Annotated in this window: 16 protein-coding genes, 1 tRNA gene and 1 pseudogene; 10 read left to right on the top strand and 8 right to left on the bottom strand. The window is 66.1% G+C overall.

The genetic code is table 11. From position 1 onward, the window contains the following. A pseudogene (locus AU193_RS23195) lies at positions 1-361 on the top strand (hypothetical protein); the annotation flags it as partial. A gap of 31 nt (positions 362-392) precedes the next feature. Here AU193_RS23195 and AU193_RS15945 read toward each other — a convergent pair. Next, positions 393-1,217, bottom strand: a complete 825-nt coding sequence (locus AU193_RS15945) for an SDR family oxidoreductase (RefSeq protein ID WP_064423347.1) — start codon at positions 1,215-1,217, stop codon at positions 393-395. Positions 1,218-1,286: 69 nt separating this feature from the next. Here AU193_RS15945 and AU193_RS15940 point away from each other — a divergent pair, with 69 nt between their 5' ends. Together AU193_RS15940 and AU193_RS15935 are read left to right on the top strand one after the other, a co-directional pair. Then, positions 1,287-1,979 carry a demethylmenaquinone methyltransferase gene (locus AU193_RS15940; RefSeq protein ID WP_064423346.1) on the top strand — a complete coding sequence of 231 codons (693 nt, stop codon included), beginning with the start codon at positions 1,287-1,289 and terminating at the stop codon, positions 1,977-1,979. Positions 1,980-2,019: 40 nt separating this feature from the next. After that, the gene (locus AU193_RS15935) at positions 2,020-3,078 is read left to right on the top strand and encodes an alpha/beta hydrolase fold domain-containing protein (RefSeq protein ID WP_064423345.1); all 1,059 of its coding nucleotides are present in this window, start codon (positions 2,020-2,022) and stop codon (positions 3,076-3,078) included. On the opposite strand, the gene AU193_RS15930 is transcribed toward AU193_RS15935, so the two are convergent. Both AU193_RS15930 and AU193_RS15925 read right to left on the bottom strand, forming a co-directional pair. After that, the gene (locus AU193_RS15930; RefSeq protein ID WP_156425242.1) at positions 3,075-3,329 is read right to left on the bottom strand and encodes a hypothetical protein; all 255 of its coding nucleotides are present in this window, start codon (positions 3,327-3,329) and stop codon (positions 3,075-3,077) included. The genes AU193_RS15935 and AU193_RS15930 overlap by 4 nt on opposite strands. A gap of 106 nt (positions 3,330-3,435) precedes the next feature. After that, positions 3,436-3,876, bottom strand: a complete 441-nt coding sequence (locus AU193_RS15925; protein ID WP_082683009.1) for a GAF domain-containing protein — start codon at positions 3,874-3,876, stop codon at positions 3,436-3,438. Between the two features lie 21 nt (positions 3,877-3,897). On the opposite strand from AU193_RS15925, the gene AU193_RS15920 reads away from it, so the two are divergent. Continuing rightward, positions 3,898-4,116 (top strand): hypothetical protein, encoded by a 219-nt coding sequence (locus AU193_RS15920; protein ID WP_064423350.1) that lies wholly within the window; start codon positions 3,898-3,900, stop codon positions 4,114-4,116. Here AU193_RS15920 and menJ read toward each other — a convergent pair. Next, complete coding sequence (menJ, locus tag AU193_RS15915) at positions 4,113-5,333, bottom strand: menaquinone reductase (RefSeq protein ID WP_064423343.1); 1,221 nt, start codon at positions 5,331-5,333, stop codon at positions 4,113-4,115. The two genes, AU193_RS15920 and menJ, sit on opposite strands and share 4 nt — an antisense overlap. 21 nt (positions 5,334-5,354) lie before the next feature. On the opposite strand from menJ, the gene grcC1 reads away from it, so the two are divergent. The 3 genes from grcC1 (at position 5,355) to AU193_RS15900 (ending at position 7,951) form a co-directional block, all read left to right on the top strand. Further along, positions 5,355-6,362 carry a nonaprenyl/(2E,6E)-farnesyl/geranylgeranyl diphosphat synthase gene (gene grcC1 / locus AU193_RS15910; protein ID WP_172798326.1) on the top strand — a complete coding sequence of 336 codons (1,008 nt, stop codon included), beginning with the start codon at positions 5,355-5,357 and terminating at the stop codon, positions 6,360-6,362. A gap of 68 nt (positions 6,363-6,430) precedes the next feature. After that, positions 6,431-7,309, top strand: coding sequence for a zinc metalloprotease HtpX (htpX, locus tag AU193_RS15905; protein WP_064423341.1), 879 nt, complete (start codon positions 6,431-6,433; stop codon positions 7,307-7,309). Positions 7,310-7,414: 105 nt separating this feature from the next. Next, positions 7,415-7,951: a hypothetical protein gene (locus tag AU193_RS15900; RefSeq protein WP_371259218.1), complete on the top strand. Its 537-nt coding sequence runs from the start codon at positions 7,415-7,417 to the stop codon at positions 7,949-7,951. Between the two features lie 3 nt (positions 7,952-7,954). On the opposite strand, the gene AU193_RS15895 is transcribed toward AU193_RS15900, so the two are convergent. Both AU193_RS15895 and AU193_RS15890 read right to left on the bottom strand, forming a co-directional pair. Then, entirely contained in the window at positions 7,955-8,980 is a 1,026-nt protein-coding gene (locus AU193_RS15895; protein ID WP_064423339.1) for an NAD(P)H-dependent glycerol-3-phosphate dehydrogenase, read from the bottom strand. Positions 8,981-9,042: 62 nt separating this feature from the next. After that, the gene (locus tag AU193_RS15890; RefSeq protein WP_064423338.1) at positions 9,043-9,534 is read right to left on the bottom strand and encodes a YajQ family cyclic di-GMP-binding protein; all 492 of its coding nucleotides are present in this window, start codon (positions 9,532-9,534) and stop codon (positions 9,043-9,045) included. Positions 9,535-9,652: 118 nt separating this feature from the next. Here AU193_RS15890 and AU193_RS15885 point away from each other — a divergent pair. Next, a tRNA-Tyr gene (locus AU193_RS15885) sits at positions 9,653-9,738 on the top strand. A 580-nt stretch (positions 9,739-10,318) separates the two neighbouring features. Here the strand turns inward: AU193_RS15885 and AU193_RS15880 are convergent. Then, complete coding sequence (locus tag AU193_RS15880) at positions 10,319-10,645, bottom strand: DUF732 domain-containing protein (RefSeq protein ID WP_064423337.1); 327 nt, start codon at positions 10,643-10,645, stop codon at positions 10,319-10,321. 420 nt (positions 10,646-11,065) lie between these two features. Between AU193_RS15880 and AU193_RS15875 the strand changes: the two genes are divergently transcribed. Beyond that, positions 11,066-11,971, top strand: a complete 906-nt coding sequence (locus tag AU193_RS15875; protein WP_064423336.1) for an SDR family oxidoreductase — start codon at positions 11,066-11,068, stop codon at positions 11,969-11,971. Here AU193_RS15875 and AU193_RS15870 read toward each other — a convergent pair. Continuing rightward, positions 11,956-13,347: a wax ester/triacylglycerol synthase family O-acyltransferase gene (locus AU193_RS15870; protein WP_064423349.1), complete on the bottom strand. Its 1,392-nt coding sequence runs from the start codon at positions 13,345-13,347 to the stop codon at positions 11,956-11,958. The two genes, AU193_RS15875 and AU193_RS15870, sit on opposite strands and share 16 nt — an antisense overlap. A gap of 126 nt (positions 13,348-13,473) precedes the next feature. On the opposite strand from AU193_RS15870, the gene AU193_RS15865 reads away from it, so the two are divergent. Next, on the top strand, positions 13,474-14,592 hold the full coding sequence (locus tag AU193_RS15865; protein WP_064423335.1) for a 6-phosphofructokinase: 1,119 nt from the start codon (positions 13,474-13,476) through the stop codon (positions 14,590-14,592). Positions 14,593-14,665: the final 73 nt, after the last annotated feature.

Genomic DNA, 14,665 nt, shown 5'->3' with positions numbered 1-14,665 from the left:
GAACGACCGCTGCGAAGTCGAATGGCTCCCCCCACCCGAACTAGACACCGGCCAGGCACGGCTGAACTACTACCACCAACCCGAACGGCTCCTGCGCCCACCCGACGACCACGAAACCCGCAGCCACAACCACACCGCCGCACCGCCCGAACCCGATGACGCCAGCCGGGTAGTCGACAACCACACCGCCGCACCGCCCGAACCCGCCGACGGCCGCCGGGTAGTCGACAACCACACCGCCGCGTCGTCCGAACCCGCTGACGCCGGCCGGATAGGCGAGAGCCATCCGAGCGCGGCACCGCCCGTCGACGGTGCCGGTGAACCTGGTGGGCCGGCGCCGCCAGGAGATTGGGCGGCCTGAGGGCCGCCGATCTCGCGCGCCGCACCCGAACTCAGCCCTGCGCCTCCACGGCGACCGGCTGCCATTCCTCCCATGTCTTGAGCCGGTTCTCGTAGTCGGCCTTGGCCAACTGCAGCGGCAGCTCCCCGAAAAACACTCGCAGCGGTGGTTTTTCGGCGTCGACTACCTTGAGCAGAGCCCGCGCCGACGCCTGTGGATCACCGGGCTTGGCCACGCGCTGGCTGCGGATCCGGTCGGCTTCCTCGTGCACCTCTTCGTAATCCGGCAACGGCTTCGAACGGCGAGACGACGAACCTGCCCAGTCGGTCGAAAAGCCGCCCGGTTCGATCAGCGTGACATGCACGCCGAAGGGAGCGACTTCCTGAGCCAGCGCCTGCGAGAAGCCCTCCAGCGCCCACTTCGACGCGTGGTAAATGCCGACTTTCTGGAACGCGGTGATACCGCCGATCGACGACACCTGGATGATGTGCCCGCTGCGCTGTGCCCGCAGATACGGGAGCGCGGCCTGGGTGACCCACAGCGCGCCGAAGACGTTGGTCTCGATCTGGTCGCGCGCCTCCTGTTCGGTCAGCTCCTCGATGAAGCCGAAGTGCCCGTAGCCGGCATTGTTGACGACGATGTCGAGCCGCCCGAAGTGGTCGTGGGCCTGTTTGACCGCGGCGAAGTCAGCCTCGCGATCGGTGACGTTCAACGTCAGGGGCAGCAGCGCGTCGCCATATTTCTCGGCGAGATCGTCGAGTGCGGAGACGTTGCGCGCCGTCGCCGCGACCTTGTCACCGCGCTTGAGCGCCGCGATCGTCCACTCCCGCCCGAAGCCCCGCGACGTTCCGGTGATGAACCAAACTTTTTCGCTCATGCTCCCTATATCTCCTGTGGGCGGACCACGCATTCCCGCTTCGAGCATCTTGACAGCTACGGTGGCCCCATGAACCGCGCGACGCTGGAGAAGAACCCACGCGATGTGGCGTCGATGTTCGACGCGGTGGCCCGGCGCTATGACCTGACCAACACCGTGATGTCGCTGGGCCAGGACCGGTTCTGGCGCCGGGCGACGCGGGCGGCACTGCGTATAGGCCCGCGGGACAAGGTGCTCGACCTCGCGGCGGGCACGGCCGTGTCGACGGTCGAGTTGGCGAACTCGGGGGCGTGGTGCGTGGCCGCGGACTTCTCGGTCGGCATGCTGGCCGCTGGCGCTTCGCGAGACGTGCCCAAAGTGGCGGGTGACGCCACGCGACTGCCGTTCGGCGACGGTGTGTTCGACGCCGTGACGATCAGTTTCGGTCTGCGCAACGTCGTCGACCACGTGGCGGGCCTGCGCGAGATGGCGCGCGTCACCCGTCCCGGAGGACGGCTGGTGGTGTGCGAGTTCTCCACGCCGACGAACCGGTTGTTCGCAACGGTGTACAAGGAGTACCTGATGCAGGCGCTGCCGAGGATGGCCCGGGCTGTGTCCTCCAATCCGGAGGCCTACGTCTACCTCGCCGAGTCGATCCGGGCATGGCCCGATCAAACGCAGCTGGCCCGTCAGATCGCCGACGCCGGTTGGTCATCGGTGCGCTGGCGCAACCTCACTGGCGGCATCGTGGCCTTGCACGCCGCCACAAAACCCATGCCTTGATTGCCGGTCGGTCACCGCGATCGCACGCTACGGTCTGGACATGCAAGGACGCCTGGCCGACCCGGACTGCACCCTCGCTACCGATCCCCGCTCGGACCCGCGAATGGTCAAGGCCCTAGCGCAGTTCGGTCTCGACGGCCGATTGCCCCCCGTACCGCTGAGTGTCGACTCCCCGCTCGAGGACCGCATTGCCTTCGCGACGATGAGCGAGGAGGGGATGGGCGCGATCCTCGACGCGCTGGGCAAGGACCTGCCCGCCGTGTCCGGGGTGACAACATCGACGACAACGATCCCCGGCCCCGACGGCAACGACATCACGTTGTACATCAGCCGCCCAGACGACGACGCCGGCGACCCGCTGCCCGCCGTCGTCCATCTGCACGGCGGCGGCATGGCGATCGGCAGCGCGGCCGACACCGGCTACGTCAGGATCCGTGAATCTCTCGCCGCCACAAGGCTGCTCGTGGTCGGTGTGGAGTTCCGCAACTCCGGCGGCAGACTCGGCCCACACCCTTTCCCCGCCGGTCTCAACGACTGCGCCGCCGCGGTGCGCTGGGTGGCGGCCAACCGCGCAGAACTCGGTGTGAGCCATCTGATCGTGTCGGGGGAGTCCGGCGGCGGCAACCTCACACTGACCGTTGCGCACAAGGCCAAACGGGAGGGCTGGCTACACGAGATCGCCGGCTGCCATGCCCAGTGCCCGTACATCTCCAACCGCTGGCTGGAAGAGTGCGAGGATCTACCCTCGCTGGCGGAGAACGACGAGTACTTCGTCAGCCGCCACCAACTCGCGCTGCTCGGCTCGATCTATAACCCCGACGGCTCCCATGCCGGCGACGCCACCTGCTGGGCGGCCGTCGCGACCGACGAGGAACTCAACGGGCTTCCACCACACGTCATTTCGGTCAACGAGCTGGACCCGCTGCGCGACGAGGGGCTCGCCTACTATCGCCGCCTGGTCCGCGCGGGCGTTCCCGCGGTCGGTCGCGTTGTGGCGGGCACCTGCCATGGCGGCGACCTACTCTGCGGCGCCTACATGCCCGAGGTGTTCGACGCGACCATCCGCGACGTCAGCGGCTTCGCGAAATCGCTTGGCTAGTCCTCGATATCGATCGCGGCTTGCTGGCCGCTGCCGGCCGGTGGAGCACTGTTGACGATCGGCAGGGGCGGCTCGGACTTGGCGTTCGCGGACGGCTTCCCGGTGGCCCCTCGATACGGGGTGCACACGCCGATGTATGGCACGTCCTGACACGGTCCCTGCGGGAGAGCGGGCGCAACGGGAGCCGCGGACAGCGCCGCCGCGGCGACCGCGATCGCGGCCACTATCGATCGAACCGTCAGAGCAAGCATCGTGGTGTCCTTCCGCCGATGCATCCATGAACACCGCTGTGCACCAGGATAATCCCTGCACGGTGCCGAAAACAGGTCGTCTAGTCGGCCTTACAGTTAGCCTGCTTTACGACCCCTGATCGCTGCGGGTGGCCCAGATGCGTTCCGTCTGCGGGCCGACATCGCGATCATGCGTTTGCTGGAAATTGCGGCCGCCGCGTCCGAAGGTCGCGAGAACCGCTGGAGGAACGTCGGGTTCGAGCACAGGTTCACCAAGCCAGCGGCACGGCCGCACATGCACCAGGTCGACTGCGACGGCGTCCGCGGCGTCGTCACGGCGGTACGGGCCGTCGATACGGCCCAACCAGTAGAACCCGTCCGCATCGCGGGTCCACACAAAGGATCCGTCTTCGACATCGGCGAACCGGTCCACGCGACGAGCCAGCCGCTCGTCGAATCCCGCGTCGCCGAAACCGACGACGCCCAGGCGCAAAGCCCGATCGAGCGATGCCTGCGGGTCGATGTCGTCGCGGCGGGATCGCATCGGGGCGCGGTACACGGCGGTCATCCGCGATATTCTGCCTGCGACATGGAGACGTTCAAGCGTTACCTGATGTTTCAGGGCATGATGTTCGTCTTCGGCATCGTCGGGCCGATCTTCCTCGTCCTGTACTTCGCGTCCCAACCCGACCCCACGATGCGGTGGGCGTATTGGATCGGACTGTTCGTCACCGCCGCCGACATTCTGATTGCCTTGGCGCTCACGGCTTCCAGCCAGTCGGACCGAGATCGGCGCGAGCGCCACTAGCTGAACGGCGGCCGTTCATCGATGCGCCGCGACAGCCGTCCGGCGCCGCGCCAGACCCGGGCGGTCCAGTCCTCGTCCTCGTCGGTGACGAAGTTGCCCATCACCCGCACCGCGAAGTTCATCAGTGTCGCCGACCGCATGGCGAGCGGTCCGGTCGACGGCAGGAACCGCGGGAACGTCAGCAGCAGTGCGAGCCGCCGCGCCACCGAGAACCCCCGCGCATAGTGCGCCGACAGCAACGCGGGCCACGCCTGCGAAAGATCGCCGGTGCCTAGTAGTTCGGCGGCCAGCCGGCCGGTTTCGAGGCCGTAGTCGATGCCTTCGCCGTTGAGCGGATTGACGCAGGCGGCCGCGTCGCCGATCAGCATCCAGTTCGGCCCCGCCACGCCCGATACCGCCCCGCCCATCGGCAACAGCGCCGACAGCCCGGCCCGCGGTTCCCCGACGAAGCCCCACTCCTCACGACGCAACCCGGTGTAATACGACATCAGTGGGCGCAGCGCGGCGTCGGCCGGACGCTTGGCCGTCGCGAGCGCGCCGACGCCGATGTTCACCTCGCCGGTGCCCAGCGGGAAGATCCAGCCGTATCCGGGCAGTACCGCGCCCTCCGGCGAACGCAACTCGAGATGAGATGTGATCCACGGTTCGTTCGCGCGCGGCGTGGCGATGTACCCGCGGATCGCCACGCCGTACACCGTCTCCTGATGCCATTCGCGGCCCAGCACGCGGCCCAGCGTCGAGCGGGCGCCGTCGGCGACGATCAGCTCGCGGCATCCGATCTCGGCGCCCGAGTCGAGCACCACCGCCTCCACCCGGCCAACGGAATCATGGCGTACGTCAACGGCTTTCACGCCGAGCATCATCTTCGCGCCCTCATCGACGGCGACCATGCGGATGCGGTCGTCGAGTTCGGTGCGGGGGACGGCGCTCGATGTCGACGGAAACGACGGTCCCGGCCACTCGATTTCGACGTCGGCCCCGAACCCGGACAGCCGCAGGCCGCGGTGCCGCACCCGGCCGTCCAGCCATGACCCGAGGCCGAGCCGCCGCATCTCCAGCACCGCGCGGGGAGTCAGCCCGTCGCCGCAGGCCTTGTCGCGCGGGAATTGCGCCTTGTCGATCACGAGGACGTCGCGGCCGTTGCGGGCCGCCCACGCGGCGGCGGCCGAACCCGCGGGCCCGGCCCCGACGACGACCACGTCCACTCGGGTATCCATGGTTCCCAGTATGTTGGCTGTGTGAGGACGCCAGCGACGGTGGTAGCCGGGGTCGACTTCGGAGATCCCGATTTCGCGCAGGAAGTGCGCGACGGTGTCGCCCGCATCGAGGACCTGATGGCCACCGAGCTCGGCAAAGCCGACGAGTTGATGGCCGAAGCGGTGCAACACCTGTTTCAGGCCGGCGGAAAGCGGTTCCGTCCGCTGTTCACCGTGCTCTCAGCCCGGCTGGGCCCGGACCCGGATGCCTGGCAGGTCACCGTCGCGGGCGCGGTCATCGAACTGGTTCACCTCGCGACGCTGTACCACGACGACGTGATGGACGAGGCTCAGGTCCGCCGCGGCGCCGACAGCGCCAATGCGCGCTGGGGCAACAACATCGCGATCCTGGCAGGCGACTACCTGTTCGCCACCGCATCGCGCCTCGTCAGCAGGCTCGGCCCAGAGGCCGTGCGCATCATCGCCGATACGTTCGCCCAGCTGGTCACCGGCCAGATGCGCGAAACCCGCGGCGCCGCCGAACACGTCGACTCCGTCGAGCACTACCTGAAGGTCGTCTACGAGAAGACCGCATGCCTGATCGCGGCGTCCGGCCGGTTCGGGGCGACGTTCTCCGGTGCTGACGAAGAACAGATCGAGCGGTTGAGCCGGCTGGGCGGCATCGTGGGCACGGCTTTCCAGATTTCTGACGACATCATCGACATCGACAGCGATCCCGACGAGTCCGGCAAGGTCCCGGGAACCGATCTGCGTGAGGGTGTGCACACGCTGCCGGTGCTGTACGCGCTGCGTGACGACGGTCCCGCCGCCGACCGGTTGCGCGAGCTGCTGGCCGAACCGGTGGACAACGACGACGACGTAGCCGAGGCGCTGCGGCTGTTGCGCGGCTCGCCCGGCATGACGAGAGCCAAGCAGACCGTCGCGCAGTATGCGGCGCAGGCCCGCGAGGAGCTCGCCCAGCTACCCGAGGGGCCGGGTCGTCAGGCCCTGGCGACGCTGGTGGAATACACGGTGAACCGGCACGGTTGAGCCGCCGGAACTTGCGGAGCCCGACTAAGCGTTGACTCAGCGGAGTCTTTCGTTTGAAGGAGGAAGCGATGACCTGGCATCCGCACGCGAACACCGCCAAGACGTTCGCTCTGTTGGTGGGGTTCTCGGCGCTGATCGTGTTCATCGCCGCACTGTTCCGCAATACGGCGCTCATCGGACTGGCGGTGCTGTTCGCCATCGGCATGAACGCCTACATGTACTTCAACAGCGACAAGATCGCGCTTCGGGCGATGCACGCCCAGCCGGTCACCGAGATGCAGGCCCCGGTCATGTACCGGATCGTGCGCGAGCTGGCCACGACCGCCCGGCAACCGATGCCGCGGCTGTACATCAGCGACACCGCCGCCCCGAACGCGTTCGCCACGGGCCGCAATCCGCGCAACGCCGCGGTGTGCTGCACGACAGGCATCCTGCAGATCCTCAACGAACGCGAGTTGCGAGCCGTGCTCGGCCACGAACTGTCGCATGTCTACAACCGCGACATCCTGATCTCCAGCGTTGCCGGCGCGATGGCCGCGGTCATCACCGCGATCGCGAATATCGCCTACTTCGCGACGGTGTTCGGGGGTAACCGCGAGGGCGCGAATCCCTTTGCGATCCTTCTGGTTTCGCTGCTCGGTCCCATCGCGGCGACGGTGATCCGGCTGGCCGTGTCGCGGTCGCGGGAGTACCAGGCCGATCAGTCGGGCGCGGAGCTGACGGGGGACCCGCTGGCGTTGGCCAGCGCGCTGCGCAAGATCAGCGCCGGTGTCGAGCAGGCGCCGCTGCCGCCCGATCCCAAGCTGGCCGATCAGGCGCACCTGATGATCGCCAACCCGTTCCGCGCGGGCGAGAAGATCGGCAAGCTGTTCTCGACGCACCCCCCGATCGGGGACCGCATCGCCCGCCTGGAGTCGATGGCCGGCCGCGGTCCGGGCTACTACTGAGCATCAGCCGTTACCCCGCCTACGCTTGCCAAGCGGTAACACCGAGCCGACCTGCGTCGATCTGCTCCGTATGCGAGCTTCCGTCGCACCCCTTAGGGTGTGGACGTGCTGAACAGGGTGTTGATCGGACTCGTCGGGTCGGTTGGGGCGGCCCTGATCGGCGCGCAGGGTGTCGCCGTGGCCCAGCCGTCCGAGCCGCCGGCCCCGCCGGCGCCGAACGTCAACGCGCTCGCGCCGGTGAAGCTGTCGGAGTTCGCGAAGATGGACGGCCACTGGTACGCGTTCAAGACTCCGGACGGGTTGACGTGCGTGCTGCAGCGCAACGGCGGCTACGGCTGCAGCGGCGCGATTCCCGCGGCGCCGAACGGGGCGAATTTCGTCAGCGGTGGCCCGGGTGTGCCGCAGTTCTCGGCGACGACGGCCGATGTGTTCGCCGTCGTCGGTGACGCCAAGCCACTTCCGGCCGGTTCGCGCATCAGCTTCCAGACCGTCAGCTGTGGCAGCGACGGCGGCGTGACGACGTGCTCGGACAGCCGTAACCAATCCGGCTTCGTGTTGACGCCCGCCGGCAGTTACATCATCAACGGCGGCAGGGACCCGCTGTTGGAGCGGCCCGAGGGCACGAACCCCTTCATCAACTGAGCGTTAGAACCCGGCGCCGTAAACCTCGTGCCCGGGCTTCTCGACCATCAGGCCGCGGTAGGCGTCTTCGACGGTGGCGCCGTGGTTGACCACGGCGTCGACCTCGCGGGCGATCGGCATCGAAATCCCATACTGGTCGGCGAATTCCATGATCACGCTTGCGGCCTTGACGCCCTCGGCGACCTGGTTCATCGACGCGATGATCTCGTCGATCGGCTTACCGGCCCCTAACTGCTCGCCGACGTGACGGTTGCGGCTGCGCTGGCTGGTGCATGTGACGATCAGGTCGCCGATGCCCGCCAGGCCAGCGAACGTGTCGCGGTGCCCGCCGGTCACCTCGCCGAGTTTGGACATCTCGCGGATCGCGCGGGCCATGACCATCGCCCGCGTGTTCTCCCCGATGCCGAGCGAGTAACCCATGCCGACCGCGATCGCGTAGACGTTCTTCAAGGCCCCGGCCATCTCGACGCCCACCACGTCGTCGGTGGTGTAGGTGCGAAATCGCTTGGTGCGGAAGAGTCTTGCCAGATCCGCAGCGAGTTGCTGGTCGGGCATGGCGAGCACCGCGGCGGCGGCGTACCCCTCGGCCACCTCGCGCGCGATGTTCGGCCCGGCCAGGATCCCGGCCGGATGCCCGGGCAGCACCTCGGCGACGACCTGGCTCATCCGGAAGTTGGTGCCCTGCTCGAGACCCTTGACCAACGACACCACCGGAACCCATGGCCGCAGCTCCTTGGCCAGCTCGGTGAGCACGCCGCGGAAGCCATGCGACGGAACACCCATGACGATGACGTCGGCGCACGATGCCGCCTCGGTGAAGTCCGTCGTCGCCTTCAGACCCTCCGGAAGCGCGACCTCGTTGCCGAGGTACTTCGAGTTGCGGTGGTTGTCGTTGATGTCGTCGGCGGTCTCCTGGGAGCGCACCCACTGCAGCGTCGGTCCGCGGCGGGCGCAGATGGACGCCACGGTGGTGCCCCAGGAGCCTCCACCGAGAACGACGACTTGGGGTACACGTTGTGCAGGTGCCATGCCGATCAGGGTAGGTCGGACGGCAGGAAACAAGGGCCGATTCGAAAACGACGCCCGGCGCGTCAGCGGTAGTTGACGAACTGCAGCGCGACGTCGAGGTCGGCGCCCTTGAGCAGTGCGATCACCGCCTGCAGGTCGTCGCGCTTCTTGCTGCTGACGCGGATCTCGTCGCCCTGGATCTGCGCCTTGACGCCCTTGGGTCCCTCGTCGCGGATCAACTTGGTGATCTTCTTGGCTTGTTCGCTGCTGATGCCCTGCTTGATCTGGCCGCTGACCTTGTAGGTCTTGCCCGACGCCTGCGGGTCGCCGGCGTCGAACGCCTTCATGGAGATGTCGCGGCGGACGAGCTTCTCCTTGAACACGTCGACGGCGGCCTTGGCGCGCTCCTCCGTCGAACTGGTGATGACGACCGTCTCCTCGCCCTGCCACTCGATGGACGTGTCGGTGCCGCGGAAGTCGAAGCGGGTGGCCAACTCCTTAGCGGCCTGGTTCAGAGCGTTGTCCACCTCCTGGCGGTCGACCTTGCTCACGACGTCGAACGATGAATCCGCCATTGGATCCGTTCCTCCTTCATGGTCTGCCGGTGGTCTGCTGCCGTTTTCGTCTTACGCCCACCCTCGTTGTACCCTGCAAGTCGCACCAAACCGGGTCACCCGGCCGGTGCAGCACCCAGGCAGGTTGCCCGAGCGGCCAATGGGAGCGGACTGTAAATCCGTCGGCTTACGCCTACGCAGGTTCGAATCCTGCACCTGCCACCAGCATTTAGGGCAGTTCAGAGGCTATTTCCGTTCGATGGCCTGGGTATTCGAGAGCGGTCTTGGCGGATCTCGTGAAGCCACCGGTGGCGACTACCGCACCTGCCACGTGTGGACAGAGACCCACGGTTCGTAGTTGTCTACTCCAGCAGGACTAATCAGATGGAATCCGTCTGGCCGCAGGGAGTACGTCCAGCCCTCGTTATACGCTTCGATCTTGTTCGCATTGGGGAATGCCGTCACGTTGGTTAACACGATGGTTGCACCGTCACTCAACCGTCTACCTTGGTAGACCCAGCTGCCATTCACAGAGCAGACTTCGACATCGGAGTTGGGAGTTGTGGCATAAAGGGTGGAGTTCGCAGAGTCGCAGGGTATCCAGTCCGCGTGCGCTACCGGCGCACTTATCAAGGCCATTGCGAAGAAGGCAGCGACGGCCTTGTGACCCGCTGCGATGGTTTTCTTGAAGCTCATGCAAACCCCTAAGCGTCAATTCGTTCCTGCATCCGCCTGTATCGCAGTCCGCCCCGGGCAGGATTGCCGCAGCAGTGTCTTCGAAAATCCTCCAAAGTCGCCGAGGAGGCTAGATGCCTTCCGCGATTTGATCGGCCACAGATTGATAAGCCGGGCAATACGTTTCGATGGCGGCAATGGCGATTACGGAAGCCGATTCGTGCGAGTATCCCCACTGCAAGAGCTGGCTATGTATTTCTCCCCAACTGACGCCGTGTGCGAGACCCTCATCGCAGATCATGTGCCCTTGCGAGACGACTAGCGGCGGGTCGCTCACCACGAAACCGAGACTGTCCAAGGTGCGAAAAAATTGTTGATCTTGGTTGTCGGCTCCGGCAGGCACGGCGCAGACCACCAGACTTGCAGCAGCGACTATGCCTGCGGCGGCAAACCTCATGGAAATAGACCCCCTCCTGCCAACCAGGTCCCGATCTTGACATTTCAATGAATTGCTGCTTGGTAAGCATCACCGTACTGGGATTGCTGGGTGGGATGACCAAATTCGCTTCAATAAACGGCATACAAAAACCAACCGATTCCTTCTGCGCACCGGTGACTACTTTCATGGGGGATGCGGCTCAGACGGGCCCATTCGCCCCTTGCATCCCCCGCGCGATCTGACCGCCACCACCCCGACCGGTCGAGCTCAACGTCTGCCGATCCGCCCACCACAGCATCGCCCTTGTGCTGTGATGATCCTGACGTTCAACACTTCACGCGAGAACGAGTAGGCGACGCCCGGGGGAGGGACCATGACGCCGTGCAACGGGGGCGCGGCAATCGCGATCATGCCTCGACGTTTCTTGGTGGTGGCACAGTGGGTGCTCAACGGTCGGTGCTGATCACCGGGGCCTCGTCCGGACTCGGGTTGAGTACGGCCGTACTCCTCGCCGAGAAGGGCTACCTGGTGTACGCCTCGATGCGCGATCCGGACCGCCGCCAAGAGTTGGACAGAGCGGTCTTAGAGTCTGGCGCCGATTCCGACCGAATTCGTGTGTTGCGCCTGGATGTGACCGAGTCCGCGTCGATCACGTCGTCGTTGAAGGAGATCGCGAGGCAGTCGGGCCGTCTGGACGCGTTGGTCAACAACGCCGGAGTCAACGTCGACGCCTGTCTGGAAGACCTCGACATGTCGGACGCGCGCAAACTGTTCGACACGCTGGTCCTCGGCGCCATCGACCTCACTCGCGCGGCTCTGCCGTTGCTGCGGTTATCGCCCGATCCGCGAATTGTCTTCGTGTCCAGCTCCGCCGCGGTCACCGGAGGTCCGACGGCGACGGTGTACTCGGCTGCCAAGGCGGCCATCGAGAAGTTCGCCGAGTCGCTGGTGTGGGAGGTCGCTGCGGACGGGGTCAGAATCATCGTGCTGCGACCGGGGATTCATCGCAGCGACATCAATGACCGCAACAGCGGACGCGTTCGCCCCTCGGGCAGCCACTATCGGATCCTTTACGACAGAATCGACCCGCTACATCAGGCTGCCATCCGGCGTGCGCACGACCCGACGGACGTCGCCCTGAAGGTCGCCAAGGCGTTGGACAGCAGGCATCCTCGGTTCCGCTACCACGTTGGCTGGGACTCCTATATAGCGACGGTCGCGAATCCCTTTGTGCCGCAGCGCATTCGAGATCTCACCGCACGCCTTCTGTTTCGGCCTAGGGCGGGTGCGACCCGGCGCGCTCTCAAGCACCCCAAGCGCGGCGGCATTCAGACGTACCGGTGATGCAGATGGGCAGCTTCTTCGAGCTCCCGCAGGGAAGGTTCGATCGCGTCGGCCAGGTCGTCAACGTCCATCGCTATCTCCGGAGTGGTGACGACGCCGAATTCGACCCATCCGTTGTAGGTGTGACAGCTGATGTCGAGTCCGAGATTGATGCTCAGCGGGCCCAGGGGCACCATCCGCTCGACAACCGCACCGACGACGTGAAGCGGCGAGTCGGATCCGCGGATGGTCGAGACCGCCATGTTGACGGGAACAACGTGTTTGCCGATACCGCTTCGGGTGTATGACCGGACAGCCAATGCCCAGAAGCACGGCGGCATCGCCTCCGTCCGCGCCATGACCTGATGGGCGGCCATGGTGTTGCCCCACTCCTTCGCGGCTTGTGTACTGCGGTGAATAGATTGCAACCGCTCAACGGGGTCGGCGACATCGGTGGCGAGTCGGATTGTCGCCGAGGTGATCTGGTTGCCGACCGTGGTGCTCTCGGCGCGGGTGGACACCCCTATCTGGGCGATGAGCGGCCGCTCGGGGAGTTCGCCTCGGTCGTGCAGGTATCGGCGTACGGCGGCCGAGGCCAGGGCAAGCACCACGTCGTTGAACTTCACTCCGAACGCGCACTTGACCGCCTGGATGCGATCCAGTGGCAATCGGCTGGCACTGACGCGCCGCTGTGTCGATATTTGGCCATTGAATCGCGTGATCGGCGCCTCGAACAGACGTGGCGGCCTGTCCAGTCTTCGTGCCGCGCGCCGCTGAGAAAGCGCCTGCCGCGCAAGCCGTAACAAGCGGTAGGGCGTCATGATCGCGAGGTTGACAAGCGCGGCGAGAGCGCGTCGATGCAACCGCGGTAGACCGGGGGACGACGGCACCCGCCGGCCATCGACACGAGGTGCTCGGGTTTCGGCCGGGTGGCCGAACATCGCCTGGAACAGCGCCGCGCCCGATTCGCCGTCGACCAGGGCGTGGTGAATCTTCATCAGGAAGGCAACACGGTCGTGATCGGCGCCTTCGATGACCCAGAACTCCCACAGCGGCCGGCGGCGGTCCAGCGGATACGACAGCAGACGGCCGACCAGGTCATAGAGTTCGCGGCGGCCGCCGGGAGCCGGCACCGCGATGCGACGGACGTGGTAATCGATGTCGACGGCGGGATCCTCGACGAACCACGGCTTGTCGAAACCCAGTCGCGCGCCGGCCACTCGATAGCGCAGCGGCGGCAGCTCCTGAAGGCGGACGGCGAGAAGATTCCTGACCGCATCAAAGGAAAAATCCGGTGCATCGGACGTGTCGCAGATCATCAGGCTGGCACCACTGGGAGGAAACTGGTCCGTCTCGGCGAACCAGAACGCGGCATCGATGCTTGACAGCCGCCTCATGACGAATGGGTAGCCCATGGTTCTGCTCGAAAAACCCGCGAGAGTAGCTGGGAAAAACAGCGCTCATCCAGCGGCGCGTGTTCAGGCGCGCTCGGCGGCGAACCGCGTCCGACGTACGCTCGGCGCGTGGCTGCGAGCAATAATCGTCCAATCAAACGCATCGCCGTGTCGACCGGGGGCGGCGACGCACCCGGACTGAACGCCGTCATCCGGGCGGTGACGCTGGCGGGGCGCAATCGCGGCTGGGACGTCGTCGGCATCCGCGACGGCTTCGCCGGCCTCCTGACCCCTGAGCAGTACCCCGACGGCGGCATGATCGAGCTGACGCGCGAGTCCGTGCGGGGAATTCTGCACCGCGGCGGCACGATCATCGGCACGACCAACCGCAACAGCCCGACGGCTTATCCCGTGCTTCAGCCCGACGGCAGCTACATCGCGGTCGATCGGACCGAGGAACTGGTGCAACTGTTCCGCGACAACGAGATCGACGCATTGGTCACCGCGGGCGGAGACGGATCGCTCGCAATCGCCTACCGGATTTTTCAAGCGGGAATGCGCGTCATCGCCGTGCCGAAGACCATCGACAACGACCTCGACAAGACCCAGCAGACGTTCGGCTTCGACACGGCGGTGGGTTTCGCCTGCGAATGCATCGACCGGTTGTTCTCCACAGCAACCTCACACGGCCGAGTCATCGTCGTCGAGGTGATGGGCCGGTACGCCGGTTGGATCGCATTGGAGGCCGGCGTCGCATCCGGGGCGCACGCGATCCTCATTCCCGAAATACCTTTCGACCTCGAGAAAGTGGCCGAGACCATCCTCGAGCGAGATCGCCGCGGCGCCAAGTTCTCCATCGTGGTGGTCGCCGAAGGAGCGGCCCCGCGCGGCGGTCACACTTCCGTGCTGGAGCATCGCGTGGGCCAGGCCGAGCGCCTCGGCGGCATCGGGGCGCGGGTGGCGGCCGGCCTTGAAGAGCTCACAGGCAAGGAGTCGCGCACGGTCGTGCTCGGGCACCTCCTGCGGGGCGGACCGCCGACGGCGTTCGACCGGGTGCTCGGACTGCGCTTCGGGGCCGCGGCGGTGCGGGGGCTCGCCGACGGTGCGGACGGCGTGATGATCTCGCTGAATCCACCGACCGTCGACTACGTGCCGCTCGAAGAGGCGGTCCAACGCATGAAGACGGTCCCGCTCGACTGCGACGCGATGCTCACTGCCCGCGAGATCGGCGTGAGCTTCGGCGACTAGTGTCCTGAGTCATTAATTTGTGAGCAGTAGTTGCCGATGCTGGCTAGGATTTGGTCGGCGGTTTTGGTCCAGA

It is taken from the genome of Mycobacterium sp. GA-1285, from assembly GCF_001499905.1.
Lineage (GTDB): Bacteria > Actinomycetota > Actinomycetes > Mycobacteriales > Mycobacteriaceae > Mycobacterium.
This window is presented reverse-complemented; position numbering and strand designations above follow the sequence as displayed.

What these genes read in the sequence shown, in the direction of transcription:
- AU193_RS15940 (WP_064423346.1), top strand. Translation starts at nt 1,287, where the DNA reads ATGAACCGCGCGACGCTGGAGAAGAACCCACGCGATGTGGCGTCGATG.
- AU193_RS15895 (WP_064423339.1), bottom strand. Translation starts at nt 8,980, where the DNA reads ATGGCACCTGCACAACGTGTACCCCAAGTCGTCGTTCTCGGTGGAGGC.
- AU193_RS15930 (WP_156425242.1), bottom strand. Translation starts at nt 3,329, where the DNA reads ATGCTTGCTCTGACGGTTCGATCGATAGTGGCCGCGATCGCGGTCGCC.
- AU193_RS15890 (WP_064423338.1), bottom strand. Translation starts at nt 9,534, where the DNA reads ATGGCGGATTCATCGTTCGACGTCGTGAGCAAGGTCGACCGCCAGGAG.
- htpX (WP_064423341.1), top strand. Translation starts at nt 6,431, where the DNA reads ATGACCTGGCATCCGCACGCGAACACCGCCAAGACGTTCGCTCTGTTG.
- AU193_RS15925 (WP_082683009.1), bottom strand. Translation starts at nt 3,876, where the DNA reads ATGACCGCCGTGTACCGCGCCCCGATGCGATCCCGCCGCGACGACATC.
- AU193_RS15935 (WP_064423345.1), top strand. Translation starts at nt 2,020, where the DNA reads ATGCAAGGACGCCTGGCCGACCCGGACTGCACCCTCGCTACCGATCCC.
- AU193_RS15880 (WP_064423337.1), bottom strand. Translation starts at nt 10,645, where the DNA reads ATGAGGTTTGCCGCCGCAGGCATAGTCGCTGCTGCAAGTCTGGTGGTC.
- AU193_RS15945 (WP_064423347.1), bottom strand. Translation starts at nt 1,217, where the DNA reads ATGAGCGAAAAAGTTTGGTTCATCACCGGAACGTCGCGGGGCTTCGGG.
- AU193_RS15920 (WP_064423350.1), top strand. Translation starts at nt 3,898, where the DNA reads ATGGAGACGTTCAAGCGTTACCTGATGTTTCAGGGCATGATGTTCGTC.
- menJ (WP_064423343.1), bottom strand. Translation starts at nt 5,333, where the DNA reads ATGGATACCCGAGTGGACGTGGTCGTCGTCGGGGCCGGGCCCGCGGGT.
- AU193_RS15870 (WP_064423349.1), bottom strand. Translation starts at nt 13,347, where the DNA reads ATGAGGCGGCTGTCAAGCATCGATGCCGCGTTCTGGTTCGCCGAGACG.